Genomic DNA, 26,285 nt, shown 5'->3' on the forward strand with positions numbered 1-26,285 from the left:
GGATGGCGGATGATGCCGCCTCCGGCTCTTGAACTACACTTCGTAATCCATCTCTTCTTCATTGTGCAGCGGTATCAGCTGGACTTTTTGCACGCGATGATTTTCCACCTGCAGGGTTTTCAATCGGAAATCGCCAACCTGTACTTCCTCCCCGGTTTTCGGGATGCGCTGCAAGTACTCCATTAACAGCCCGGCAATGGTGTGATATTCACGCTTATCGTCCAACGGGATAGGCACGTACTGCACCAGGTCTTCCAGCGGCATATGTCCGTTAGCGGTCCAGGTACCGTCAGCATTTTTCTGGATATCATGGCGGGCATCAATCTCTTCTACCTCGTTCGGCAGGTTACCTGCGATGGTTTCCATGACGTCGCTGAGTGTGACAATCCCTTCGACGGATCCAAATTCATCGGCCACAAAAGCGAAGTGCGTTCGGGCATTACGGAACTGCTCAAGCGCCGGAAGCAGCGGCAGGGTCTCCGGGAACACCAGAGGCTGACGAATCAAGACGCGTAAATCGAGCGGCTCACCGCGCAGGGACTGCTGCAACAGGTCGATGACATGCACCACGCCGAGCAACTCTTCCTGCTCATCTTCGCCGGTGACCACCAGACGCGTATGTTGGTTTTTTTCCAGCAAAGCGCGGATTTCTGCTTCGGGCGCATTGAGGTCGATGTGTTCAATATCGTGGCGCGAGGTCATGATGCTGCTGACGGTACGCTGATTAAGGTTCAGCACGCGTTCAATCATCCGTCGCTCCTGAGGGGCAAAAATCTGTCCTTCATGATGATCCGCCAGCATCGCCGCAGTTTCGGCATCCAGTTCGGCGTCTTCTTTTTGCCCGCTCAGCAGCCGCATCACCGCCTCAGCGGTGCGCTGGCGTAAGGTATGGTTGGCAGACAAGAAGCGACGACGGTTAAAGATAGCCAACTGATTCAATGCTTCAATCATCACCGAGAAGCCGATGGCGGCGTACAGGTAACCTTTCGGGATATGGAAACCAAATCCTTCGGCAACCAGGCTGAAACCAATCATCAGCAGGAAGCTCAGACAAAGAATGACAATCGTTGGATGGCTGTTAACAAAGCGCGTCAGCGACTTGCTGGCCAGCACCATCAGGCTGATGGCGATGATTACCGCAGCCATCATCACCGCCAGGTGATCGACCATCCCAACGGCTGTAATGACGGAATCCAGAGAGAAGATGGCGTCCAGCACCACGATTTGCGCGACGACACCCCAGAACTTTGCACCTTTACGTTGGGTGGGGTTATCGCTGTCTTTTCCTTCCAGCCGTTCATTTAGCTCCATAGTGGCTTTAAACAGCAGGAAGAAACCACCGAATAGCATGATCAGATCGCGGGCGCTGAAGCTCAGGTCGCGAATGCTGAACAGCGGCGTGGTCAGCGTCACCAGCCAGGAAATTGATGCCAGCAGCAGCAGGCGCATGACCATCGCTAGCAGTAGCCCGGTAATACGCGCCTTATCCCGCTGGGCTGGAGGCAGTTTCTCCGCGAGGATGGCAATAAAAACAAGATTATCAATGCCAAGAACAAGTTCGATCACGATTAACGTGACCAGTCCGGCCCAGATTGACGGATCGGCAATCCATTCCATAGTAAATGCTATACCCATAGTTGTATGACAATTGTCACAATTCGATCATGGGTAAAACTGGCGAAAAATGCAATGGCGAGGAGGGATTTCTCTGTCAGCGATATCCGGTCAAATGCAGGATATGAGCCTTAATGTAACTACAGGAAATAGTTTTATTAATCCAAATATATTTAGGAAATATCGCAGGTGGATATTTCTATATCAATATTGTCAACATCAATAAAATCCTAAAAATATACAAATTCAACGCTTAATATTAATCTTAAAAGCGAGTTGTTGGCGGCTTGTTATCTTGTCTGACATTCTCTTAGCTGCAACAATTCCTGCGGTAATAATCAAAAGGCAAATATTTCCTCGTCAATCAGAGGCGCTATTTCTGATGCGTTGCCGCTGTAAATGTGATGAAAATAAAGGAGAAGATAAAAATTTAAATTAATCAGTGCATTGGTAGCTATTGAAGCCAGGGGCGGTAGCGTGTCTGGTCGCCTGAAACAAGCCTAAATTCTTCTGTCAAGAGACCGCAGATGAATTCATTTTTTTTAGGATTGATGCCAGTTAAATTCCATTTCAATTAACGGCAAGGTAAATGCGTACAGGCGAAGTCGCTATTTAGATTGCATGTGATAATTACTCTGCCAAAGTGATAAATAATCAATGATGAAATCCAAACTTAAATTGATGCCAGTATTGGTATCGGTAATCTTGATAAACGGTTGTACCGTGCTTCCGGGCAGCAATATGTCTACGATGGGCAAAGATGTGATTAAACAGCAGGACGCTGATTTTGATATCGATCGCATGGTGAATGTTTATCCACTCACCCCGCGGCTGGTCGAACAATTACGCCCCCGACCAAATGTTGCACAGCCTAATATGTCTCTCGACCAGGAGATTGCCGGGTATCAGTATCGGGTTGGTCCGGGTGATGTCCTGAATGTGACCGTCTGGGATCACCCTGAACTTACCACCCCCGCCGGGCAGTATCGTAGCTCAAGCGATACCGGCAACTGGGTTCAGCCTGATGGCTCCATGTTTTACCCCTACATTGGCAAAGTCAGCGTAGTAGGAAAGACGTTGGCTGAAATTCGTAGTGATATTACCGGGCGCTTAGCGAAGTACATTGCTGACCCGCAGGTGGACGTTAATATCGCCGCTTTCCGCTCGCAGAAGGCTTATGTCTCCGGGCAGGTAAACAAATCCGGCCAGCAGGCCATTACCAACGTGCCGCTTACTGTTCTCGATGCCATCAACGCCGCTGGCGGTCTTACCGAGGCGGCAGACTGGCGCAACGTTGTACTGACTCATAAAGGGCAAGAGCAACGCATTTCACTGCAAGCGCTGATGCAAAATGGCGACCTGAGCCAGAACCGTCTGCTCTATCCTGGCGACATTCTGTTTGTGCCGCGTAATGACGATTTGAAAGTCTTTGTGATGGGCGAAGTGAAAAAACAGAGCACCCTCAAAATGGACTTCAGCGGCATGACGCTTACCGAAGCGCTGGGCAATGCGGAAGGTATCGATCTGACCACCTCCAACGCCAGCGGTATTTTTGTTATTCGACCACTGAAAGGCGACGGCGGGAACAACGGCAAAATAGCCAATATCTATCAGCTTGATATGTCCGATGCGACATCGCTGGTGATGGCGACCTCATTCCGACTTCAACCCTACGATGTGGTGTATGTCACGACTGCGCCGGTTGCTCGCTGGAACCGTTTGATCAATCAGTTGCTGCCGACTATTAGCGGTGTTCGCTATATGACGGACACGGCCAGCGACCTTCACAACTGGTAATCATCATGTTTAACAAAATATTAGTTGTCTGTGTGGGAAACATTTGCCGCTCCCCGACGGCAGAGCGCTTGTTAAGACAATTTCATCCGGCGTTGACGGTATCTTCTGCCGGCCTCGGGGCGCTGGTGGGCAAAGGTGCGGATCCGAACGCCATCAGCGTGGCGCAGGCGCACAACCTGTCTCTGGAGAATCATTGTGCCCGGCAGATCTCGGGACGAATGTGCCGGGAATATGACCTGATCCTGACCATGGAAAAACGCCATATTGCTGCTCTGTGCGAAATGGTGCCGGAGATGCGCGGCAAAGTGATGCTCTTTGGTCACTGGGACAGCGAGCGTGAAATCCCCGATCCGTATCGTAAAAGCCGGGACGCGTTTGACGCGGTGTACGCATTACTTGAACGGTCTGCCCGCCAATGGGCTCAGGCATTGAACGCAGAGCAGGGAAAATAATGACAGAAAAAGTTAAACAGTCTGCTGCGCCGGTAACGGGCAATGATGAAATCGATATTGGTCGTCTGGTCGCAACGGTGGTGGAAGCCCGCTGGTGGGTACTTGGCATCACCGCGGTATTTGCATTGTGCGCCGCGATCTACACGCTGTTTGCCACACCAATCTACAGTGCGGATGCGCTGGTGCAAATTGAGCAAAATACCGGAAATTCACTGGTGCAGGATATTGGCTCGGCGTTGTCGAACAAACCTCCGGCCTCTGAAGCGGAAATTCAGCTCATCCAGTCACGGCTGGTATTGGGGAAAACGGTAGACGATCTCAATCTGGATATTGCCGTTACCAAAGATACGTTCCCCATTTTTGGCGCGGGCTGGGATCGGTTGATGGGCCGTCAGAACGAAACAGTTAACGTGACCACCTTCACGCTGCCAAAGGCAATGAATGAACAGACCTTCACAATCAGCGTGCTGAATGACAAACGCTATCAACTGGTGAGTGACGGAGGATTTAGCGCCCAGGGGCAGGTAGGGCAGATACTGGAACATGATGGCGTGACGATGCTGGTGGAGGCTATTCATGCCAGCCCTGAGAGCCAATTTACCGTGCGTAAATTCTCCACGCTGGGCATGATAAACACCCTGCAAAATAATCTGATGGTGACGGAAACCGGAAAAGATACTGGCGTATTGAGCCTGACCTTTACCGGCGAAGATCGTGAGCAAATCCGCCAGATCCTTGACAGTATTACCCGCAACTATCTGCAACAAAACGTGGAGCGTAAATCTGAAGAGGCCGCTAAAAGTCTGGCGTTTCTGGCAAAGCAACTCCCCGTGGTGCGTAACCGGCTGGACGTTGCCGAAAACAAGTTAAATGCTTTTCGTCAGGACAAAGACTCCGTGGATTTGCCGCTGGAAGCCAAAGCGGTGTTGGATTCAATGGTGAATATTGACGCGCAGCTTAATGAGCTGACCTTCAAAGAAGCGGAAATTTCCAAGCTGTTTACTAAAGCGCATCCGGCGTACCGCACGTTGCTGGAAAAACGCCAGGCGCTGGAAGATGAGAAAAGCAAGCTGAACGGACGCGTAACGGCGATGCCAAAAACGCAGCAGGAAATTGTCCGTCTGACGCGCGACGTGGAGTCTGGTCAGCAGGTCTATATGCAGTTACTTAACAAGCAACAGGAACTGAAGATCACCGAGGCCAGTACGGTCGGAGATGTGCGTATCGTCGATCCCGCGATTGCCCAGCCTGGCGTGTTGAAACCGAAAACGGCACTCATCATTCTCGGCAGTATCATTCTCGGTTTGATGCTTTCAGTGGTGGGCGTATTGCTGCGATCGTTGTTTAATCGCGGCATTGAAAGCCCGCAGGTGCTGGAAGAACATGGTATCAGCGTGTATGCCAGTATTCCGCTGTCTGAATGGCAAAAAGCGCGTGATAACGTTCAGACCATCAAAGGTGTGAAACGCTACAAGCAAAGCCAGTTACTGGCGGTGGGAAATCCGACGGATCTCGCGATAGAAGCGGTCCGCAGCCTGCGTACCAGCCTGCACTTTGCCATGATGCAGGCGCGCAATAACGTATTGATGCTGACCGGCGTCAGCCCGTCGATTGGTAAAACATTTGTCTGCGCCAACCTGGCGGCGGTCATCAGCCAGACCAACAAACGCGTGCTGTTGATCGACTGCGATATGCGTAAAGGCTATACCCACGAGCTGCTGGGGACCAATAACGTTAACGGTCTGTCTGAGATCCTCATCGGCAAGGGGGATATCTCATCTGGCGCGAAACCGACATCCATTGCGCATTTCGATCTGATCCCTCGCGGTCAAATCCCTCCCAATCCTTCCGAACTTTTGATGAGCGAGCGCTTCGGCGAACTGATTGCCTGGGCCAGCTCGCACTATGACCTGGTGCTGATTGATACGCCGCCAATACTGGCTGTGACCGATGCGGCTATCGTGGGTCGTCACGTCGGAACCACGCTGATGGTGGCCCGTTATGCGGTCAACACGTTGAAAGAGGTGGAAACCAGCCTGAGTCGCTTCGAGCAAAACGGCATTCAGGTGAAAGGGGTGATCCTCAACTCTATCTTCCGCCGCGCCAGCGGGTATCAGGATTACGGTTACTACGAATACGAATACACGTCGGATTCGAAATAGATAACGAACAGCAACGCATATCGAATGTAGGCCTGATAAGCGTAGCGCCATCAGGCAACTTTATTTGGGAAACGAAAATGACGACAGAAAACCCACTAATTTCAATTTATATGCCAACCTGGAACCGTCAACAGCTGGCTATCCGGGCGATTAAATCGGTATTGCGCCAGGACTATCCTCACTGGGAGATGATCATTGTGGATGATTGCTCTTCCTCGTATGAGCAACTGCAGCAGTTTGTTGAGGAACTCAACGATCCGCGGGTGTCGTATACGCATAATTCCACTAACTCCGGGGCCTGCGCGGTGCGTAATCAGGCCATTATGCAGGCCAGTGGGCAGTATATTACGGGAATTGATGATGATGATGAATGGACGCCGAACCGCCTGAGCATCTTTCTTAACTACCGCCATCACCTGGTCACGCGGGCGTTTCTGTACGCCAATGACTATGTCTGCGAAGGCGAAGTGTATTCGCAACCGGCCAGCCTGCCGCTGTATCCGAAATCCGGTTATTCACGTCGTAAATTTTATAAGCGTAATATCATTGGTAATCAGGTGTTTACCTGGGCGTGGCGGTTTAAAGCATGCCTGTTCGATACCACGCTGAAAGCGGCGCAGGATTACGACATCTTCCTGCGTATGGTAGTGGCGTACGGTAAACCGTGGAAGGTAAAAGAGGCAACGCAGATCCTGCATGTCAATCACGGTGAAATGCGTATTACCTCATCGCCGAAAAAATTCTCCGGCTACTTTCAGTTTTACCGTAAACACAAAGGCAAATTTGACCGGGCCAGCAAGAAATATCAGCTGTTTACTCTCTATCAGATCCGCAACAAACGGATGAACTGGCGCACGTTGCTGACGCTGCTTTCTGTTCGCAACAGCAAGCGTCTGGCCGACGGAATGCGAGGTCGTTAAGTATGCTGGAAGATTTACGCGCTAATAGCTGGAGTCTTCGCCCCTGCTGCATGGTGGTGGCCTATCGGATTGCCCATTTTTGCTCCGTCTGGCGTAAAAAAAATGTCTTGAATAACCTGTGGGCCGCCCCGGTGCTGGTGATGTATCGCCTTATCACCGAATGCCTGTTCGGCTATGAAATCCAGGCTGCTGCATCTATTGGTCGTCGTTTCACCATCCATCATGGCTATGGGGTGGTTATTAATAAACACGTGGTGGCAGGGGATGATTTTACTCTGCGTCACGGTGTCACCATCGGCAATCTGGGTACCAACGATCCGTCCTGTCCAGTTATTGGTAACGGCGTTGAGTTGGGAGCGAATGTCACTCTGCTCGGCAACGTTGTTATTGGCAATAACGTGACGATTGGCGCCGGGAGCGTCGTGGTGGATAGCGTCCCGGACAATGCGCTGGTCGTGGGTGAGAAGGCTCGGGTGAAGGTAATAAAATGAAGATATTACAGTTTAATGTGCGGCTCGCAGAAGGTGGGGCGGCTGGCGTGGCGTTAGATTTACATCTGAGGGCGCTGGAGAAAGGGCTGTCCTCGCGTTTTGTCTATGGCTATGGCAAAGGAGGTAAGAAAAGCGTCAGCCATGCGAATTACCCGCAGGTTTTCAAACATACGCCACGCCTGACGTCGGCGGTGAACATTGCGCTGTTTCGTTTCGCGAACCGCGATCTGTTTGGCAATCTCGACAAGTTATACCGTGAAGTTATCCGCACCAGCGGCCCGCAGGTCCTGCATTTTCATGTGTTGCACAGCTACTGGTTGAACCTGGAAGAGGTGGTCACCTTTTGCCAAAAAGTGAAGGTGTGTAAACCGGATGTTACCTTCGTCTGGACGCTGCACGATCACTGGAGCGTGACCGGGCGCTGTGCCTTTACCGATGGTTGCGAAAACTGGAAAACGGGCTGCCAGAAATGCCCAACGCTCAGTAACTATCCGCCGGTAAAAATCGATAAAGCCCATCAGCAGTTACCCGGTAAGCGGCAGATGTTTCGTGCCATGCTGGCGCTGGGCTGCCAGTTTATCTCGCCCAGTCAGCATGTGGCCGACGCATTCAACAGCCTGTATGGCGTGGGACGCTGCCGTATTATTAACAACGGCATCGATGTAGCAACTGAATCCATTCTTGCCGAGCTTCCCGCTAAGCATGAGGGGAGCGGTAGACCGAAAATCGCCGTGGTGGCTCATGATCTGCGCTATGACGGGAAAACCAGCCAGCAACTGGTGCGAGCGATGGTAGCGCTCGGAGACAAAATTGAGCTGCATACTTTTGGCAAATTTTCGCCATTTGCGGGAGATAACGTCATCAATCACGGGTTTGAAAGCGATAAGCGCACGTTGATGAGTGCGCTAAACGAGATGGATGGCCTGGTGTTCAGCTCCCGAGTTGATAACTACCCGCTGATCCTGTGCGAAGCGCTTTCCATTGGCGTACCGGTTATTGCCACGCACAGTGACGCCGCGCAAGAAGTACTGGCAAAATCGGGCGGTAAAACGTTCAGCGAAGCGGACGTATTGCAACTGGTGCAACTGAAAAAATCAGACATTGCGCAGGCGGTGTTTGACACGTCGCTTGCTGCGTTCAGCCAGCGCAGCCGGGTGGCATACAGTGGGCAACAGATGCTGGAGGAATATGTCTCGTTCTATCAGAATCTGTAGCTATCTGGTGCTACCGCTGCTTTATTTGCTGGTCAACGTCAAACTCGCCCAGCTTGGCGAGAGCTTCCCAATAACTATCGTCACCTTCTTACCCGTTCTGCTGTTGCTGTTTGTCGAGCGCATTAATATCAAAAAATTAATGATTGCGTTGGGCATGGGGGGCGGGCTGACGGCGTTTAATTATCTGTTCGGTCAGTCACTGGATGCCAGCAAGTACGTGACGTCCGCAATGCTGTTTATTTATACCGTGGTGATCATTGGCATGGTGTGGAGTATTCGCTTCAAAACCATTTCACCGCATAACTACACTAAGATCTTGCGGTTTTTCTGGCTGGCGGTGGGACTGGTGGTGGGGTTAGCTGCAGTTGAAATGGCGCAGATAATTCTCAGTGGCGGCAGCAGTTTAATGGAAGTTATTTCGAAATATCTTATTTACAGTAACAGCTATGTTCTGAACTTTATTAAATTTGGTGGAAAACGTACTACTGCGCTCTATTTCGAACCGGCATTTTTCGCTCTGGCGTTAATCTCAATTTGGCTCAGCATCAAACAGTTTGGTATCAAAACGCCTAAGTCCGATGCTATGATTCTGGCAGGGATAATATTATCGGGATCGTTTTCAGGGGTAATGACGTTTATTTTGTTTTATCTTCTGGAGTGGGCGTTCCAGTATCTGAATAAGGATGCGATAAAAAAGAAGCTACCGCTGGCGATAATCTCATTAAGCGTATTTGTAGTTGGAGTGATATTTGCTTTTCCATACATCGCAACGCGCCTTGGAGATTTAGGAACTGAAGGTTCGTCATCGTATTATCGGATCGTAGGACCATTAGTGATGGTCGGTTATTCGTTACTTAACGTTGATGGGGTAGTGAGATTCGGCTCACTTTATGAATATGTTGCGTCATTCGGAATTTTTAACGGTGCAGATGTTGGTAAAACAATAGACAATGGCTTGTATCTGCTGATTATTTATTTTTCATGGTTCGCGGTGATATTAGCCCTATGGTACATGGGGAAAGTCATGAAAATGATGATCAATGCGTTTGGTGATAATCAGAATTATCGGGTGCAGCTTTATCTTTTTACGCCACTGTCGCTGTTTTTTACAGGCTCAGTATTTAGTCCGGAATACGCGTTTTTAATTGTGTGTCCGTTTATTTTGCGCAAGGCGCTGAATATCGCGAGGTAAATCACATGCTGCTCAGTATTATCACCGTCGCCTTTCGCAATCTGGAAGGGATCGTCAAAACTCACGCATCACTGGCACATCTGGCGCAGGCGAATGATATCAGTTTTGAGTGGATTGTTGTTGATGGCGGCTCTTCTGATGGTACGTCATCCTTTCTTGAAGGACTTAGCGCAGAGCACCGGTTACGGTTTGTCAGCGAGCCGGATAAGGGCATCTATGATGCGATGAACAAAGGTATCGCTATGGCGCGCGGGCGGTTTGCGCTGTTCCTCAACTCCGGGGATATTCTGCATGCGGATTCGGCTTGTTTTATCCGTCAGCTGAAAACGCAAAGCGATAAAACTATGGTTATTGGTGATGCGTTGTTGGATTTCGGCAATGGCAACAAAATTAAGCGGCGAGCCAAGCCGGGTTGGTATATTTATCACAGCCTGCCCGCCAGCCATCAGGCCATCTTCTTTCCGCTCTCTGGACTGAATGTCTGGCGCTATGATTTGCAATATAAAATATCGTCCGATTACGCATTAGCTGCCCGATTATACAAATCCGGTTATGCTTTTAAAAAACTGAGCGGGCTGGTGTCAGAGTTTTCCATGGGTGGCGTGTCAACGACGAATAATCTGGAATTGTGCCGGGATGCCAAAAAGGTACAGCGCCAGATATTACATATGCCAGGTTTTTGGACCGGATTGTCAGAATATTTACGTCTGCGCACAACCGGTAAAACAAAAGCTTTATATGGAAAAACGTAAGGGCAAATTATGCAGGATTTAAGCGGATTTAAAGTGCCTGCTGGTTTTCGTGGTGGTGGCGCCATTAAAGTCCAATTATGGTGGGCAGTGCAAGCAACATTGTTTCGCTGGTCACCGCAGGTCATGTACCGCTGGCGCGCATTTTTATTACGCATGTTTGGCGCGAAAATAGGAAAAAACGTAGTTATTCGACCTTCAGTAAAAATTACTTATCCGTGGAAATTGACCCTGGGAGATTATGCCTGGGTGGGTGATGACGCGGTTTTATATACGTTGGGTGATATTACTATTGGTGCTCACGCGGTTATTTCGCAAAAAAGTTATTTATGCACCGGGAGTCATGATTATGCCAGTCAATATTTTGATATTAACGCCACACCGATAGTGGTTGGTGATAAATGCTGGTTGGCGACAGATGTCTTTGTCGCGCCTGGCGTGACCATTGGCGATGGCACCGTCGTCGGAGCACGAAGCAGCGTTTTTAAATCGCTGCCAGCAAATGTCGTTTGTCGGGGAAATCCCGCAGTAGTCACGCGCAAACGCGTCGAAAAAGTTACTCCCTGAGGGGATCATTTAAGAGGTAATAACATGTCAAAAGTCGCTCTCATTACTGGCGTAACCGGGCAGGATGGTTCTTACCTGGCAGAATTTCTGCTGGAAAAAGGGTATGAAGTACACGGCATTAAGCGCCGCGCTTCATCATTTAACACCGAACGTGTGGACCACATTTACCAGGATCCGCATTCGGGTAATCCCAAATTTCATCTGCACTATGGCGATTTGACGGACTCCTCCAACCTGACCCGTATTCTACAAGAGGTCCAGCCGGATGAGGTCTATAACCTGGGCGCCATGAGTCATGTCGCAGTGTCGTTTGATTCACCGGAATATACCGCCGATGTCGATGCGATCGGCACCTTACGTTTGCTGGAAGCTATCCGTTTCCTCGGCCTGGAAAAGAAAACGCGTTTTTATCAGGCTTCCACCTCTGAACTGTACGGCCTGGTACAGGAAATTCCGCAGAAAGAGACTACGCCGTTCTACCCGCGCTCGCCGTATGCCGTTGCTAAGCTGTATGCGTATTGGATAACCGTCAACTACCGTGAATCTTACGGTATGTATGCCTGTAACGGCATTCTGTTTAACCACGAATCTCCGCGCCGCGGCGAAACCTTTGTTACTCGCAAAATTACCCGAGCGATCGCCAACATCGCTCAGGGGCTCGAGTCTTGCCTGTATCTGGGCAACATGGATTCACTGCGCGACTGGGGCCATGCCAAAGATTACGTCAGGATGCAGTGGATGATGCTGCAGCAGGATAAACCGGAAGATTTCGTGATTGCCACCGGCGTGCAGTATTCCGTGCGCCAGTTTGTGGAAATGGCGGCCGCTCAGTTGGGAATTAAATTGCGCTTTGAAGGCGAGGGCGTGAATGAAAAAGGCATTGTGGTTTCCGTAACCGGACACGATGCGCCAGGGGTAAAACCTGGAGATGTCATGATTGCCGTCGACCCGCGTTATTTCCGTCCGGCTGAAGTGGAAACGCTGCTGGGCGATCCGGCTAAAGCACATGAAAAACTGGGCTGGAAGCCGGAAATTACGCTGCGCCAGATGATCTCGGAAATGGTTGCCAACGATCTTGATGCGGCGAAGAAACATTCCCTGCTGAAGTCGCACGGTTACGAGGTCGCTATCGCGCTGGAGTACTGAGGATGAAGACACAACGTATTTTTGTGGCGGGCCATCGCGGTATGGTGGGGGCCGCCATCGTCAGACAACTGTCTCAGCGAAATAATATAGAGCTGGTGCTGCGTACCCGCGAGCAACTCAACCTGCTGGACGCCAGCGCAGTGCAGGCGTTCTTTGCCACTGAACGCATTGACCAGGTTTATCTGGCGGCGGCAAAAGTGGGCGGGATTGTGGCGAATAATACTTATCCTGCTGATTTTATTTATGAAAACATGATAATTGAGAGCAACATTATTCATGCTGCGCATTTGCATAACGTGAATAAACTGTTGTTCCTCGGGTCATCCTGTATTTATCCAAAGCAAGCCACCCAGCCAATCGCTGAGAGTGAATTGTTGCAGGGGCAACTTGAGCCGACCAATGAGCCGTATGCGATTGCCAAAATTGCCGGTATCAAGCTGTGCGAATCATATAACCGGCAGTATGGCCGGGATTATCGCTCAGTGATGCCGACCAATCTGTACGGACCGCATGACAACTTCCATCCGAGTAATTCGCATGTGATCCCGGCGCTGCTGCGCCGCTTTCATGAAGCTCGCGAGCAAAATACGTCGGATGTGGTGGTGTGGGGTAGCGGTACGCCGATGCGCGAATTTCTGCATGTCGACGACATGGCGGCGGCCAGTATTCATGTGATGGAGCTGGCTCAGGAAGTCTGGCAGGAATATACCCAACCAATGCTGTCGCATATCAACGTGGGTACTGGCGTTGATTGCACCATCCGTGAACTGGCCCAGACCATCGCGCAGGTCGTGGGTTACAAGGGGCGAGTGGTGTTCGACGCCAGCAAACCGGACGGCACGCCGCGCAAATTGCTCGACGTCACGCGGTTGCATCAGTTGGGTTGGTATCACGAGATATCCCTGGAAGCGGGGCTTGCCAGTACATATCAGTGGTTCCTTGAAAACCAGCAGCACTACCGGGGGTAAGTATGTTTTTACGTCATGAGGATTTTGCCACCGTTGTCCGTTCAACCCCGCTGATTTCCATCGATTTAATCGTGGAAAACGCCGACGGCGAATTTCTGCTCGGTAAACGTCTCAATCGTCCGGCGCAGGGGTACTGGTTCGTGCCCGGCGGTCGGGTGCAAAAAGATGAATCGCTGCGCGTGGCCTTTGAGCGGCTTACTGAAGCTGAGCTGGGGTTACGTTTACCGCTGTCCGCTGCGGAGTTTTACGGTGTCTGGCAGCATTTCTATGACGACAACTTTTCCGGGGAGGATTTCTCAACGCATTACATCGTGCTGGGATTTCGTCTACGGGTGTCGGAAAACGACCTGCACCTGCCTGACGTTCAACATGATGCGTACCGCTGGCTGGCAGCTGCACAGATTCTGGCCAGTGACCACGTGCACGACAACAGCCGGGCTTACTTCTGTGAAACGGCCCAGACCGGAGTACCCGGTCTATGAAGATCCTCGTGTATGGCATCAACTATTCACCGGAGTTGACCGGTATCGGCAAATACACCGGTGAAATGGTGCAGTGGATGGCGCAACAGGGGCATGACGTTCGGGTGATCACCGCGCCGCCTTATTATCCGCAGTGGAAGGTCAACGGTCGCTATTCATCCTGGCGTTACCGTCGTGAAGAGGGTGACGCCATTGTCTGGCGTTGTCCGCTGTATGTGCCTGAGCAACCCTCTACGCTCAAACGGCTGCTGCATTTGGGCAGTTTTGCCCTGAGCAGTTTTTTCCCGCTGCTGGCGCAACGTCGCTGGAAGCCGGACCGCATTATCGGCGTGGTGCCGACGCTGTTTTGTACGCCGGGCATGCGTCTGCTGGCAAAACTTTGTGGCGCGCGCACGTTGTTGCACGTTCAGGATTACGAAGTCGATGCCATGTTGGGACTTGGGATGGCGGGCACAGGCAAGCGCGGTATGGTGGCAAAACTGGCCAGCGCCTTTGAGCGCAGTGGACTGTTGAATATGGACCATATTTCGACCATCTCCCGGACCATGATGCACAAAGCCATGGAAAAAGGCGTTGCGCCGCACAAAGTTATTTTCTTTCCAAACTGGTCGGAAGTGACACGTTTTCGCGACGTGAACGATACCGATGCCCTGGCGTTGCGTCAGCAACTGGGCTTGCCTGTCTCCCAAAAGATCGTTCTTTACTCGGGCAATATCGGTGAAAAGCAGGGGCTGGAGAGCGTGGTTGACGCGGCTGTCCTGTTGAGCGAACAGCCCTGGCTATTTGTGATTGTCGGGCAGGGCGGTGGTAAAGCGCGGCTGGAGAGTATGGTCAGCGAACGCGGTCTGAACAATGTGATGTTCTTTCCACTGCAATCTTATGACGCGCTGCCGGCATTGCTCAAGATGGCGGATTGTCATCTGGTGGTACAAAAGCGCGGTGCGGCGGATGCCGTACTGCCCTCCAAACTGACCAATATCCTCGCCGTTGGCGGTAACGCGGTCATTACCGCCGAGCCTGAAACCGAGTTGGGTCAGCTTTGTGACACTTATCCTGGCATTGCGGTGTGTGTGGAGCCGGAGTCGGTTAACGCGTTGGCCTGCGGTATTCAACGGGCGCTGATGATGCCAAAAGTGAACACGATGGCACGTGATTATGCCGAACGCACGCTGGATAAAGAAAACGTGCTGAGTCAATTTATTGCTGATATTCGGGGTACATGATGAGTCAAAGCAAACTCTTTCCGGTAGTGATGGCCGGTGGCTCGGGTAGCCGTTTATGGCCATTGTCCCGCGTGCTGTATCCAAAGCAGTTCCTGTGTCTGAAAGGCGATCTCACCATGCTGCAGACAACGATCTGCCGTCTGAACGGCGTGGAGTGCGAAAGCCCGGTGGTTATCTGTAATGAACAACACCGTTTCATTGTAGCGGAACAGCTACGGCAACTGCACAAGCTGACTGAGAACATTATTCTCGAACCTGCCGGGCGTAACACGGCTCCGGCGATAGCGCTGGCCGCGCTGGCGGCAAAACGTCAAAGTCCGGGTGAAGATCCGCTGCTGCTGGTACTGGCAGCCGATCACATGATTGCTGACGAAGAGGCATTTCGCGAGGCGGTTCGTAATGCGATGCCCTATGCCAGTGCGGGTAAGCTGGTGACGTTTGGTATCGTGCCAGACCAGCCGGAGACCGGCTACGGCTATATCCGTCGTGGTGAGGTTTCACCGACGAATACCGACGCCGTGGCTTTTGAAGTGGCGCAGTTTGTTGAAAAGCCCAATCTGGAAACCGCGCAGGCTTACGTGGCGAGCGGCGACTACTACTGGAACAGCGGCATGTTTTTATTCCGCGCCGGGCGTTATCTGGAAGAACTGAAAAAATATCGTCCCGATATTCTTGAGGCCTGCGAAAACGCCATGAGTACGGTTGACCCCGATCTCGATTTTATCCGCGTTGATGAACAGGCGTTTCTCGCCTGCCCGGAAGAGTCTGTGGACTATGCGGTTATGGAACGTACGGCCGATGCGGTGGTGATGCCAATGAACGCAGGCTGGAGCGATGTTGGCTCCTGGTCATCATTGTGGGAAATCAGCGCCCATACCGCTGAAGGTAATGTGCATCACGGCGACGTCATTAGCCATAAAACGGAGAACAGCTATGTGTATGCCGAATCTGGCCTGGTGACGACCGTCGGGGTGAAAGATCTGGTGGTGGTGCAGACCAAAGACGCAGTGCTGATAGCCGATCGCAACGCGGTGCAGGACGTTAAAAAAGTGGTAGAGCAAATTAAAGCTGACGGACGTCATGAGCACCATATTCACCGTGAAGTTTATCGCCCATGGGGCAAGTACGATTCTATTGATGCCGGAGACCGTTATCAGGTGAAGCGAATTACCGTCAAACCCGGTGAGGGATTGTCCATGCAGATGCATCATCACCGGGCTGAACACTGGGTTGTGGTGGCTGGTACCGCGAAGGTGACGATTAATGATGATATCAAGCTGCTCGCTGAAAACGAGTCTGTCTATATTCCGCTGGGCGCGACCCATTGTCTGGAGAACCCTGGGAAAATCCCACTCGATCTGATTGAGGTGCGCTCCGGATCTTATCTCGATGAGGATGATGTCGTGCGGTTTGCGGACAGATACGGGCGCGCTTAACACAACATCCTCGTTGCCGGATGGCGGCGTGTACGCCTTATCCGGCCTACAAACGAACGGTTAGTCATTTTTTGAAAAATATCTCCAGTCAGGAGAGGGCTAACTGTTGCCTGAAGAAGGGTAAATCATGACGAAATTAACCTGTTTCAAAGCCTATGACATTCGCGGCAGGCTGGGCGAAGAACTAAATGAAGAGATTGCGTGGCGTATTGGCCGCGCTTACGGCGAGTTCCTGAAGCCAAAAACGATTGTTCTGGGTGGCGACGTGCGCCTGACCAGCGAGACGCTAAAGCTGGCGCTGGCAAAAGGGCTGCAGGATGCGGGGGTGGATGTGCTGGATATTGGTATGTCGGGCACCGAAGAGATTTACTTCGCCACCTTTCATCTGGGCATTGACGGCGGTATTGAAGTGACCGCCAGCCATAATCCACTGAATTACAACGGCATGAAGCTGGTGCGGGAAGGGGCGCGCCCCATCAGCGGTGATACCGGTCTGCGCGACGTGCAGCGCCTGGCGGAAGTCAACGACTTCCCGCCGGTCGATGAGGCAAAACGTGGCCGCTACCAGCGTATTACTACCCGCGATGCCTACATCGACCACCTGTTAGGGTACATCAATCCCGGCAACCTGAAACCGATGAAGCTGGTGCTCAATTCCGGCAACGGCACGGCAGGTCCGGTGATTGACGCCATTGAAGCCCGTTTTAAGGCGCTGGGCGCACCGGTCGAATTTATCAAAATCCACAATACGCCGGATGGCAACTTCCCCAACGGTATTCCCAATCCTCTGCTGCCGGAATGTCGGGCTGACACGCGCAATGCGGTGATTAAACACGGCGCAGATATGGGGATTGCCTTCGATGGGGATTTTGATCGTTGCTTCCTGTTCGATGAAAAAGGTCAGTTTATTGAGGGCTACTACATTGTCGGCCTGCTGGCGGAAGCGTTTCTGGAGAAGAACCCGGGGGCGAAAATTATCCACGACCCGCGCCTGTCCTGGAATACCGTGGATGTGGTGACGGCGGCAGGCGGTAAACCGGTGATGTCAAAAACCGGGCACGCGTTTATCAAAGAGCGCATGCGTCATGAAGATGCCATTTATGGCGGTGAAATGAGTGCGCATCACTATTTCCGCGACTTTGCTTACTGCGACAGCGGCATGATCCCGTGGCTGCTGGTGGCGGAGTTGCTGTGTCTGAAAGGACAGTCGCTGGGCGAACTGGTCCGCGACCGGATGGTGGCCTATCCGGCGAGTGGAGAAATAAACAGTACGCTGGCAGAGCCGGCGGCAGCGATTGCGCGCGTGGAGCAGCATTTTTCCCGTGAGGCGTTGACGGTGGACAGAACGGACGGTATCAGCATGTCGTTTGTCGACTGGCGCTTCAATTTACGCTCTTCCAATACTGAACCGGTGGTGCGTCTGAACGTGGAATCGCGCGGAGATATTCCGTTGATGGAAGCGCGAACGCGCACTCTTCTGGCGTTACTGAATCAGTAATGCCGGTGCTTCCTTTGCCCGATTACGGGCAAAGGGTGACTAACAGGAACCACGATGACACATCTAAAAAAGCGCGAACGCGCCAAAACCAATGCGTCGTTAATTTCGATGGTGCAACGCTTTTCAGATATCACCATCATGTTTGGCGGATTGTGGGTAGTCTGCGAATTAAGCGGTTTGCCTTTCCTGTATATGCACCTGCTGGTGGCGCTGATCACACTGGTTGTTTTTCAGATGCTCGGGGGCATAACAGATTTTTATCGCTCCTGGCGTGGCGTCAAAATTTCAACTGAGCTGGTGCTGTTGTTGCAAAACTGGACGTTGAGTCTGATTTTTTGCGCAGGTCTGATCGCCTTTAATAACGATTTCGATAACCGTCTCGCCGTCTGGTTGGCGTGGTATCTGTTATCTAGCGTTGGCCTGGTGTTGAGTCGTTCGTTTATTCGCTACGGCGCGGGGTGGCTGCGTAATCGTGGTTACAACACTCGCCGGGTGGCGGTGGCTGGCGACATGCCTGCCGGACAACTGTTGCTGGACAGTTTTCGCCATGAACCGTGGCTGGGATTTGAAGTAGCGGGTGTCTATCACGACCCCATCCCTGGAAAAAACTCTCGCGACTGGGCCGGTAATCTGCAGCAACTGGTGGATGACGCCAAATCCTCGCGTATTCATAACGTTTATATCGCCATGTCGATGAGCGATGGCGCCAGCGTAAAAAAACTGGTGCGCGATCTGGCCGACACCACCTGTTCGGTACTCCTCATTCCCGATGTCTTTACCTTCAATATCCTGCATTCACGGATTGAAGAGATGAACGGCGTTCCGGTGGTGCCGCTGTATGACACGCCGCTCTCGGGGATTAATCGCCTGTTAAAGCGTGCGGAAGATATCGTGCTGGCTTCACTGATCCTGCTGCTTATTTCCCCGGTGCTGTGTGGCATAGCGCTGCTGGTAAAACTGACCTCCAAAGGACCGGTGATTTTCCGCCAGACTCGCTATGGCATGGACGGAAAACCAATCAAAGTCTGGAAGTTTCGCTCAATGAAAGTGATGGAAAACGACGCGGTGGTGACGCAGGCGACGCAAAACGATCCGCGCGTAACTCCTGTGGGAAATTTCCTGCGCCGGACGTCGCTCGATGAACTGCCGCAGTTTATTAACGTGCTGACCGGGGGAATGTCTATCGTCGGGCCACGTCCGCATGCGGTGGCGCATAACGAGCAGTACCGCCAGTTGATTGAGGGGTACATGTTACGCCATAAGGTGAAACCGGGGATTACCGGCTGGGCGCAAATCAACGGCTGGCGTGGTGAAACCGATACGCTGGAAAAAATGGAAAAACGTGTGGAGTTTGACCTCGAATACATTCGCGAGTGGAGCGTGTGGTTCGATATCAAAATTGTTTTTCTGACAGTATTCAAAGGCTTTGTTAACAAAGCGGCGTACTAACATGAGCTTACGAGAAAAAACGCTTAACGGCGCTAAGTGGTCGGCGATTGCCACGGTGATCATTATTGGACTCGGACTTATTCAGATGACCGTCCTGGCGCGGATTATTGATAACCACCAGTTCGGGTTGTTAACCGTGTCGCTGGTGATCATTGCGCTGGCCGATACGTTGTCTGACTTTGGTATCGCCAACTCAATTATTCAGCGTAAAGAAATTGGCTATCTTGAACTGACCACGCTGTACTGGCTCAACGTTGGGCTGGGTATCGCGGTATGCGTGGCGATGTTTCTGTTGAGCGAGACGATTGCCCGTGTGCTCAATAACCCCGAACTTGCGCCGCTCATCAAAACCTTATCGCTGGCGTTTGTAGTGATACCGCACGGGCAGCAGTTTCGTGCGTTGATGCAAAAAGAGCTGGCCTTTAACAAAATCGGCATGATCGAAACCAGTTCGGTGCTGGCTGGTTTTATCTTTACCGTGGTCAGCGCCCATTTCTGGCCGCTCGCGCTGACCGCCATTCTTGGGTATCTGGTAAACAGTACGCTACGTACGCTGCTGTTCGGCTATTTTGGCCGTCGGATTTACCGCCCGGGGCTGCATTTTTCGCTGGCATCCGTTTCGTCGAATCTGCGTTTTGGCGCATGGCTGACGGCAGATAGCATCATCAATTACATCAATACCAATCTTTCCACGCTGGTTTTAGCCAGAACGTTGGGAGCTGGTGTGGCGGGGGGATTCAATCTGGCCTGGAACGTGGCGGTTGTCCCCCCGATCAAACTGAACCCGATTATTACCCGCGTCCTGTTTCCGGCTTTCGCCAAAATCCAGGACGACAGTGAAAAGCTAAAGGTGAATTTTTACAAACTGCTATCGGTGGTCGGGATTATCAACTTCCCGGCGCTGCTGGGATTAATGGTGGTGTCGAACAACGTAGTGCCTTTGGTGTTTGGCGAGAAGTGGAACGGCATTATTCCCGTCTTGCAACTGCTGTGCATCGTGGGTCTGCTGCGCTCGGTGGGGAATCCAATAGGATCGCTTTTGATGGCGAAAGCGCGGGTTGATATCAGTTTCAAGTTTAATGTGTTCAAAACCTTTCTGTTTATTCCAGCCATTTTTATCGGTGGTCATCTTGCCGGGGCGATTGGCGTGACGTTGGGCTTTTTGCTGGTTCAGGTGATTAACACGATCCTCAGCTATTTCGTGATGATCAAGCCTGTTCTTGGCCCCAGCTACAGCCAGTACATGCTCAGTCTTTGGTTGCCGTTGTATCTCTCTTTACCCACCCTTGTGGTGAGCTATGCGCTGGGCTTAACGCTGCGCAGCTACCTGCCATTAGGCGCGTTGCTGGGGATGCAGATTGTGGCAGGTGCGCTGGTATTTGCGGTGATGATTGTGCTGTCGCGCCATCCGCTAGTGGTGGAAATAAAACGCCAGCTTTGTCGCAGTGAAAAAATGAAAACCTTGCTTCGTGCAGGATGAATTGTGCTTGTTGCATGCCGGAACAGGTGACATCCGCCCTCCGGCAATGATTAGAAGAGGTCAGAATGAAATTACTAATTTTAGGCAACCATACCTGTGGGAACCGTGGGGATAGCGCGATTCTGCGCGGTTTGCTGGATGCCATTACCGCCTTGCGTCCCGAGACTGAAGTGGATGTGATGAGCCGTTACCCGGTGAGCTCCTCATGGTTGCTGAACCGCCCGGTGATGGGCGATCCGCTGTATTCGCAGATGAAGCAGCACAATAACGCAGCGGGCGTCATGGGGCGCGTGAAGAAAGTGCTGCGTCGTCGCTATCAGCACCAGGTACTGCTCTCGCGCGTCACTGATTCCGGTAATCTGCGCAATATCGCTATCGCCCAGGGATTTACCGATTTTGTTCGTCTGCTGTCGCGCTACGACGCCATTATCCAGGTCGGTGGATCGTTTTTTGTCGATCTGTATGGCGTACCGCAGTTTGAACATGCCCTGTGTTCGTTTATGGCAAAAAAACCACTGTACATGATTGGCCACAGCGTGGGGCCATTCCAGGATGAGCAGTTTAACCAACTGGCGAACTACGTATTTGGACACTGTAATGCGCTGATTTTGCGTGAGTCCGTCAGTCTGGAACTGATGAAGCGCAGTGCAATAAACACGGATAAAGTCGAAACCGGGGTGGATACCGCCTGGCTGGTAGATAACCATCATGAGGATTATGAACCCGGTTATGCCGTCCAGCATTGGTTAAAAATGGCGGCTAAACAGAAGACGGTTGCCATAACGTTGCGTGAGTTGGCTCCTTTTGATAAACGCCTGGGGACAACGCAGCAGGCCTATGAGCAAGCCTTTGCCGGGGTGGTGAATCGCATCCTCGATGAAGGTTACCAGGTGATTGCACTGTCAACCTGCACCGGTATTGATAGTTACAACAAAGATGATCGCATGGTTGCGTTAAACCTGCGCCAGTATGTTAACGACCCGGCCCGGTATCACGTGGTGATGGATGAACTCAACGATCTGGAAATGGGGAAAATTTTGGCTGCCTGCGATCTGACGGTGGGGACTCGCTTGCACTCTGCCATCATCTCAATGAATTTTATGACGCCAGCCATCGCCATTAACTACGAGCATAAATCGGCAGGGATTATGCAACAGTTGGGGTTACCAGAGATGGCCGTCGATATTCGCCATCTGCTCGATGGTAGTCTGGAAGGGAAGGTCGCCGATGCTCTCGGACAGCTACCTGAGCTGCGCATACGTCTCGGCGACGCGGTTACGCGTGAGCGCGAACGCGGAGTGAGCATGGTGCAGTCGGTTTTATCGCGTATTGAGGGGGAAAAATGAAGATTGGCTTTTTCCTGCTTAAATTTCCGCTCTCCTCTGAGACCTTTATCCTCAATCAGATTACCGCATTTATCGATATGGGCTACGACGTGGAGATTGTCGCGTTGCAGAAGGGCGATCTTGAAAATACCCATGCTTCATTTAATACCTACCGTCTGGGTGAAAAAACGCGCTGGTTACTGAATGAACCACAGAGCAAGCTGGCGAAGCTGAAGTATAGAGCGGCGGCGACGCTGCACGGGATTACCCGCGCAGCCACCTGGAAAGCGCTTAATGTGGCACGCTATGGCGATGAGGCGCGCAATCTGATTTTAGCGGCCATTTGTGGTGGGAATCCACGGGCGTTTGAGGCGGATGTCTTTATCGCTCATTTTGGACCTGCAGGCGTAACGGCCGCCAAACTGCGTGAGCTTGGGGTGATCCGCGGAAAAATCGCCACGGTATTTCATGGCGTTGATGTTTCGCATCGGGATGTGCTTGCTCACTATACCCCTGAATATCAGCAGCTGTTTCAACGTGGAGATTTGATGTTACCCATCAGTAATCTCTGGGCTGGACGTTTAAAAAACATGGGGTGCCCGCCGCAAAAAATCGCGGTTTCCCGTATGGGTATCGACATGACACGTTTTACGCCTCGTCAACTGAAAGCCCCAGCCGCACCGCTGGAGATTATCTCTGTCGCCCGGTTAACCGAGAAAAAAGGACTGCATGTCGCCATCGAAGCCTGTCGGCAGTTGAAAGAGCAGGGCGTCTTATTTCGCTACCGCATTCTTGGCATTGGTCCCTGGGAGCGTCGTTTGCGTACGCTTATCGAGCAATATCAGCTTGATGATGTGATTGAGATGCCCGGCTTTAAACCCAGTCATCAGGTAAAGGAGATGCTTGAGCAGGCGGATGTATTTTTGCTGCCGTCGATCACCGGAAGGGATGGCGATATGGAGGGTATCCCAGTGGCGCTGATGGAGGCGATGGCAGTGGGGATCCCGGTCATTTCTACCGTCCACAGTGGGATCCCGGAGCTTGTCGAGTCGGGTAAATCTGGCTGGCTGGCACCGGAAAATGACGCGCAGGCTCTGGCAGAGAGATTAGCGGCATTTAGCCTACTCGATAGTGAGCAGGTGCAACCGATTGTGCAGTGCGCGCGCGAAAAAATTGAAAAAGAATTTAATCAATTAGCGATCAATAAACAGTTAGCCAGTCTGCTACAAACGATGTAAATCGAGGTTGTATGTCAGAGAACAAACTCTCACGCCGTACTTTTCTGACGGCAGGCTCTGCGCTTGCCGTGCTGCATTTTCCCGTTGTCCGGGCGCTTGAATCATCTGGCCGCGTCAATATTCAGGATTACAACCCAAATGATTGGGTCGCTTCTTTCCGGCAGGCGTTCAAAGAAGGACAAACTGTAGTCGTGCCAAAAGGACTGGAATGTAAGGATCTTAATACCGCTATCGTTATTCCCCCTGGCAAAACACTATCTGTGCAAGGTCGAATAAGCGGTAATGGCCGTGGCCGCTTTGTTCTGCAGGATGGATGTAAGGTGCTGGGCGAGCAGGGCGGGAATCTGAGGAATGTTACCCTGGATGTACGGGGATCGGACTGCGTGATAAAAGGGATTGCCATGAGTGGTTTCGGCCCGGTGACGCAAATCTATATCGGCGGAAAAACCTCAAGGCTGATGCGCAATCTGACTATCGATGATATTACCGTCACGCGCGCTAACTACGGGATCCTGCGACAGGGTTTTCATAACCGTATGGATGGTGTGAAGATTACCCACTGCCGTTTTAGCGATCTTCAGGGCGATGCTATTGAGTGGAATGTGGCGATTAACGACAGCAACATTCTCATTTCTGACCACGTCATCGAACGTATCAACTGTACCAACGGCAATGTGAACTGGGGCATAGGCATCGGGCTGGCGGGCAGTACCTATGACAATACCTATCCCGATGAGCTGGCTGTAAAAAACTTTGTCGTGGCGAACATCACTGGTACCGACTGTCGACAGTTAGTCCATGTAGAGAACGGTAAGCATTTTATCATTCGTAATATTACCGCGCGAAATATCACCCCTGATTTCAGTAAGAAAGCGGGCATCGATAATGCGACGGTCGCTATTTATGGATGTGATAATTTCGTCATTGATAATATCAATATGGAAAATAGCGCGGGTATGCTCATTGGTTATGGCGTTATCAAAGGGCGATATTTATCCATTCCACAAAACTTTAAGCTGAATAATATCCATCTCGATAACACCAAACTTGAATACAAATTACGCGGCATTCAGATCTCATCGGGTAATGCAACATCATTCGTGGCCATTACCAACGTGGAGATGAAGCGCGCCACGCTTGAGTTGCACAACCAACCACAGCATCTTTTCTTGCGTAACATCAGGGTGATGCAGCAATCTGTAACAGGGCCCGCGCTTAAGATGCACTTCGATCTCCGTAAGGATGTACGCGGCAAGTTTATGGCTAAACAGGACACACTACTCTCGCTGGCCAATGTCCATGCGGTAAACGAAGCCGGGCAAAGTTCAGTTGACATCGACCGTATAAATCATCAGGTAGTAAATGTCGAGGCGGTGAATTTTCGACTGCCGGGGCAGGGGAGGTAACTTTGCGACCATTCCTGGCTCAAGTTGTACATACTTGAGCTTAAGATTACTGCATTCTACAGATAAGCGGCGTAACATACGCGGCAACTGTACAATGTAATTCATACTGGCTAAAACAAGCTAAAAAGCTATAATTCAGCAACTAATGAATAGGTGAATGACTTAATGATTAATTTGAAAGCAGTTATTCCGGTAGCGGGTCTGGGGATGCACATGTTGCCAGCCACTAAGGCAATCCCTAAAGAGATGCTGCCGATCGTAGACAAGCCGATGATTCAATACATTGTCGACGAAATTGTAGCTGCAGGTATCAAAGAAATCGTTCTGGTGACTCATGCGTCTAAGAACGCGGTTGAGAACCACTTCGACACCTCTTACGAACTCGAATCGTTGCTTGAGCAGCGTGTTAAGCGCCAGCTTTTAGCCGAGGTGCAGTCTATTTGTCCCCCTGGCGTGACCATTATGAACGTTCGTCAGGCTCAGTTGCTGGGCTTGGGTCATTCCATTCTTTGCGCTCGCCCAATTGTTGGGGATAACCCGTTTGTCGTCGTATTACCGGACGTCGTTCTGGATACCGCGAGTGCAGATCCTCTGCGCTACAACCTGGCTGCCATGGTGGCTCGTTTTAATGAAACCGGGCGTAGTCAAGTGCTGGCAAAACGTATGGAAGGCGATCTGTCCGAATACTCGGTTATTCAGACCAAAGAGCCTTTGGACAACGAAGGCAAAGTCAGCCGGATCGTTGAATTTATTGAAAAGCCGGATCAACCGCAGACGCTGGATTCCGATCTGATGGCAGTAGGGCGTTATGTGCTGTCTGCTGATATTTGGGCCGAATTAGAGCATACCCAACCTGGCGCATGGGGACGTATTCAGTTGACGGATGCCATCGCAGAGCTGGCTAAAAAACAGTCTGTTGATGCCATGCTGATGACAGGCGATAGCTACGACTGCGGTAAGAAAATGGGTTACATGCAGGCATTCGTTAAGTACGGACTGCGCAACCTGAAGGAAGGGCCTAAGTTCCGTAAGAGCATTGAGAAGTTGCTCGGGGAATAATCAAGACAACAGATTATTTATATTGGTAATACTTCATATTAAATGGCAGGGGAAGTCTCTTGATGCTATCGGTAGACAGCATGACTCTACTGCCTTTTTTATGATAAAAATCAAGCAGTAAAAAAATCAATGTTCTACCTTTTCTTGTAGCAAAAATCGATTTTTCCTTGTTTCTTAGTGAGATTAATACGACAATATTTGGAATGTTCTGGGGCTAAATGTGTCAAAATGTAATCGATAATTGACAGGTTGAGCCCCGCAAAAATTGGAGTGTACAGTAGACTGGTAGCTGTTGAGCCAGGGGCGGTAGCGTGTCTGAACAAATTAACATTTCGGTGTTAAAATAAGATAACGTTATGTTAAAGGCTAATTTACAAAATATATAAGATCAAATAATTGAACACGTAATTAGCATAA

At 51.2% G+C, this 26,285-nt stretch carries 22 protein-coding genes; 21 read left to right on the forward strand and 1 reads right to left on the reverse strand.

Annotated elements, in window-relative coordinates; translation table 11 throughout:
- Positions 1-33: 33 nt before the first annotated feature.
- Positions 34-1,617 carry a TerC family protein gene (locus OGV80_RS22815; RefSeq protein ID WP_043016886.1) on the reverse strand — a complete coding sequence of 528 codons (1,584 nt, stop codon included), beginning with the start codon at positions 1,615-1,617 and terminating at the stop codon, positions 34-36.
- Positions 1,618-2,271: 654 nt separating this feature from the next.
- On the opposite strand from OGV80_RS22815, the gene OGV80_RS22820 reads away from it, so the two are divergent.
- From OGV80_RS22820 to galF, 21 genes are all read left to right on the forward strand, one after another.
- On the forward strand, positions 2,272-3,411 hold the full coding sequence (locus OGV80_RS22820; RefSeq protein ID WP_043016885.1) for a polysaccharide export protein: 1,140 nt from the start codon (positions 2,272-2,274) through the stop codon (positions 3,409-3,411).
- Between the two features lie 5 nt (positions 3,412-3,416).
- On the forward strand, positions 3,417-3,863 hold the full coding sequence (gene wzb / locus OGV80_RS22825; RefSeq protein WP_043016884.1) for a low molecular weight protein-tyrosine-phosphatase Wzb: 447 nt from the start codon (positions 3,417-3,419) through the stop codon (positions 3,861-3,863).
- A complete protein-coding gene (gene wzc / locus OGV80_RS22830; RefSeq protein WP_087052543.1) occupies positions 3,863-6,025 on the forward strand; it encodes a tyrosine-protein kinase Wzc in 2,163 nt (720 codons plus the stop codon). Before wzb ends, wzc begins: the two co-directional genes overlap by 1 nt.
- Positions 6,026-6,102: 77 nt before the next feature.
- The gene (wcaA, locus tag OGV80_RS22835; protein ID WP_043016882.1) at positions 6,103-6,945 is read left to right on the forward strand and encodes a colanic acid biosynthesis glycosyltransferase WcaA; all 843 of its coding nucleotides are present in this window, start codon (positions 6,103-6,105) and stop codon (positions 6,943-6,945) included.
- 2 nt (positions 6,946-6,947) lie between these two features.
- The gene (gene wcaB / locus OGV80_RS22840; protein WP_047410100.1) at positions 6,948-7,436 is read left to right on the forward strand and encodes a colanic acid biosynthesis acetyltransferase WcaB; all 489 of its coding nucleotides are present in this window, start codon (positions 6,948-6,950) and stop codon (positions 7,434-7,436) included.
- On the forward strand, positions 7,433-8,650 hold the full coding sequence (gene wcaC / locus OGV80_RS22845; protein WP_087052544.1) for a colanic acid biosynthesis glycosyltransferase WcaC: 1,218 nt from the start codon (positions 7,433-7,435) through the stop codon (positions 8,648-8,650). Before wcaB ends, wcaC begins: the two co-directional genes overlap by 4 nt.
- Positions 8,625-9,842 carry a colanic acid polymerase WcaD gene (gene wcaD / locus OGV80_RS22850; RefSeq protein ID WP_087052545.1) on the forward strand — a complete coding sequence of 406 codons (1,218 nt, stop codon included), beginning with the start codon at positions 8,625-8,627 and terminating at the stop codon, positions 9,840-9,842. Before wcaC ends, wcaD begins: the two co-directional genes overlap by 26 nt.
- A gap of 5 nt (positions 9,843-9,847) precedes the next feature.
- Entirely contained in the window at positions 9,848-10,594 is a 747-nt protein-coding gene (gene wcaE / locus OGV80_RS22855) for a colanic acid biosynthesis glycosyltransferase WcaE (RefSeq protein ID WP_087052546.1), read from the forward strand.
- A 9-nt stretch (positions 10,595-10,603) separates the two neighbouring features.
- Positions 10,604-11,158, forward strand: a complete 555-nt coding sequence (wcaF, locus tag OGV80_RS22860) for a colanic acid biosynthesis acetyltransferase WcaF (RefSeq protein WP_043016877.1) — start codon at positions 10,604-10,606, stop codon at positions 11,156-11,158.
- Between the two features lie 24 nt (positions 11,159-11,182).
- Positions 11,183-12,304: a GDP-mannose 4,6-dehydratase gene (gene gmd, locus OGV80_RS22865; protein ID WP_047410111.1), complete on the forward strand. Its 1,122-nt coding sequence runs from the start codon at positions 11,183-11,185 to the stop codon at positions 12,302-12,304.
- A 2-nt stretch (positions 12,305-12,306) separates the two neighbouring features.
- Positions 12,307-13,272: a GDP-L-fucose synthase gene (fcl, locus tag OGV80_RS22870; RefSeq protein WP_087052547.1), complete on the forward strand. Its 966-nt coding sequence runs from the start codon at positions 12,307-12,309 to the stop codon at positions 13,270-13,272.
- Positions 13,273-13,274: 2 nt separating this feature from the next.
- Entirely contained in the window at positions 13,275-13,754 is a 480-nt protein-coding gene (locus OGV80_RS22875; RefSeq protein ID WP_087052548.1) for a GDP-mannose mannosyl hydrolase, read from the forward strand.
- A complete protein-coding gene (gene wcaI / locus OGV80_RS22880; RefSeq protein ID WP_087052549.1) occupies positions 13,751-14,977 on the forward strand; it encodes a colanic acid biosynthesis fucosyltransferase WcaI in 1,227 nt (408 codons plus the stop codon). The genes OGV80_RS22875 and wcaI overlap by 4 nt, the downstream gene beginning before the upstream one ends.
- Complete coding sequence (gene cpsB / locus OGV80_RS22885) at positions 14,977-16,413, forward strand: mannose-1-phosphate guanyltransferase (protein WP_043016872.1); 1,437 nt, start codon at positions 14,977-14,979, stop codon at positions 16,411-16,413. Before wcaI ends, cpsB begins: the two co-directional genes overlap by 1 nt.
- Before the next feature lie 127 nt (positions 16,414-16,540).
- Positions 16,541-17,911: a colanic acid biosynthesis phosphomannomutase CpsG gene (cpsG, locus tag OGV80_RS22890; RefSeq protein ID WP_087052550.1), complete on the forward strand. Its 1,371-nt coding sequence runs from the start codon at positions 16,541-16,543 to the stop codon at positions 17,909-17,911.
- A 54-nt stretch (positions 17,912-17,965) separates the two neighbouring features.
- Positions 17,966-19,360: an undecaprenyl-phosphate glucose phosphotransferase gene (wcaJ, locus tag OGV80_RS22895; protein ID WP_043016870.1), complete on the forward strand. Its 1,395-nt coding sequence runs from the start codon at positions 17,966-17,968 to the stop codon at positions 19,358-19,360.
- Position 19,361: 1 nt separating this feature from the next.
- Positions 19,362-20,840 carry a colanic acid undecaprenyl disphosphate flippase WzxC gene (gene wzxC, locus OGV80_RS22900; protein ID WP_200000833.1) on the forward strand — a complete coding sequence of 493 codons (1,479 nt, stop codon included), beginning with the start codon at positions 19,362-19,364 and terminating at the stop codon, positions 20,838-20,840.
- Positions 20,841-20,905: 65 nt separating this feature from the next.
- Complete coding sequence (wcaK, locus tag OGV80_RS22905; protein ID WP_043016868.1) at positions 20,906-22,186, forward strand: colanic acid biosynthesis pyruvyl transferase WcaK; 1,281 nt, start codon at positions 20,906-20,908, stop codon at positions 22,184-22,186.
- Positions 22,183-23,403, forward strand: a complete 1,221-nt coding sequence (gene wcaL, locus OGV80_RS22910) for a colanic acid biosynthesis glycosyltransferase WcaL (RefSeq protein WP_047410133.1) — start codon at positions 22,183-22,185, stop codon at positions 23,401-23,403. The genes wcaK and wcaL overlap by 4 nt, the downstream gene beginning before the upstream one ends.
- 11 nt (positions 23,404-23,414) lie before the next feature.
- Positions 23,415-24,809 carry a colanic acid biosynthesis protein WcaM gene (gene wcaM / locus OGV80_RS22915; protein WP_286515795.1) on the forward strand — a complete coding sequence of 465 codons (1,395 nt, stop codon included), beginning with the start codon at positions 23,415-23,417 and terminating at the stop codon, positions 24,807-24,809.
- A 165-nt stretch (positions 24,810-24,974) separates the two neighbouring features.
- Complete coding sequence (galF, locus tag OGV80_RS22920) at positions 24,975-25,868, forward strand: GalU regulator GalF (protein ID WP_000609089.1); 894 nt, start codon at positions 24,975-24,977, stop codon at positions 25,866-25,868.
- Positions 25,869-26,285: the final 417 nt, after the last annotated feature.

The organism is Citrobacter sp. Ce119, from assembly GCF_030334525.1.
In the GTDB taxonomy this organism is placed as follows: domain Bacteria; phylum Pseudomonadota; class Gammaproteobacteria; order Enterobacterales; family Enterobacteriaceae; genus Citrobacter; species Citrobacter europaeus.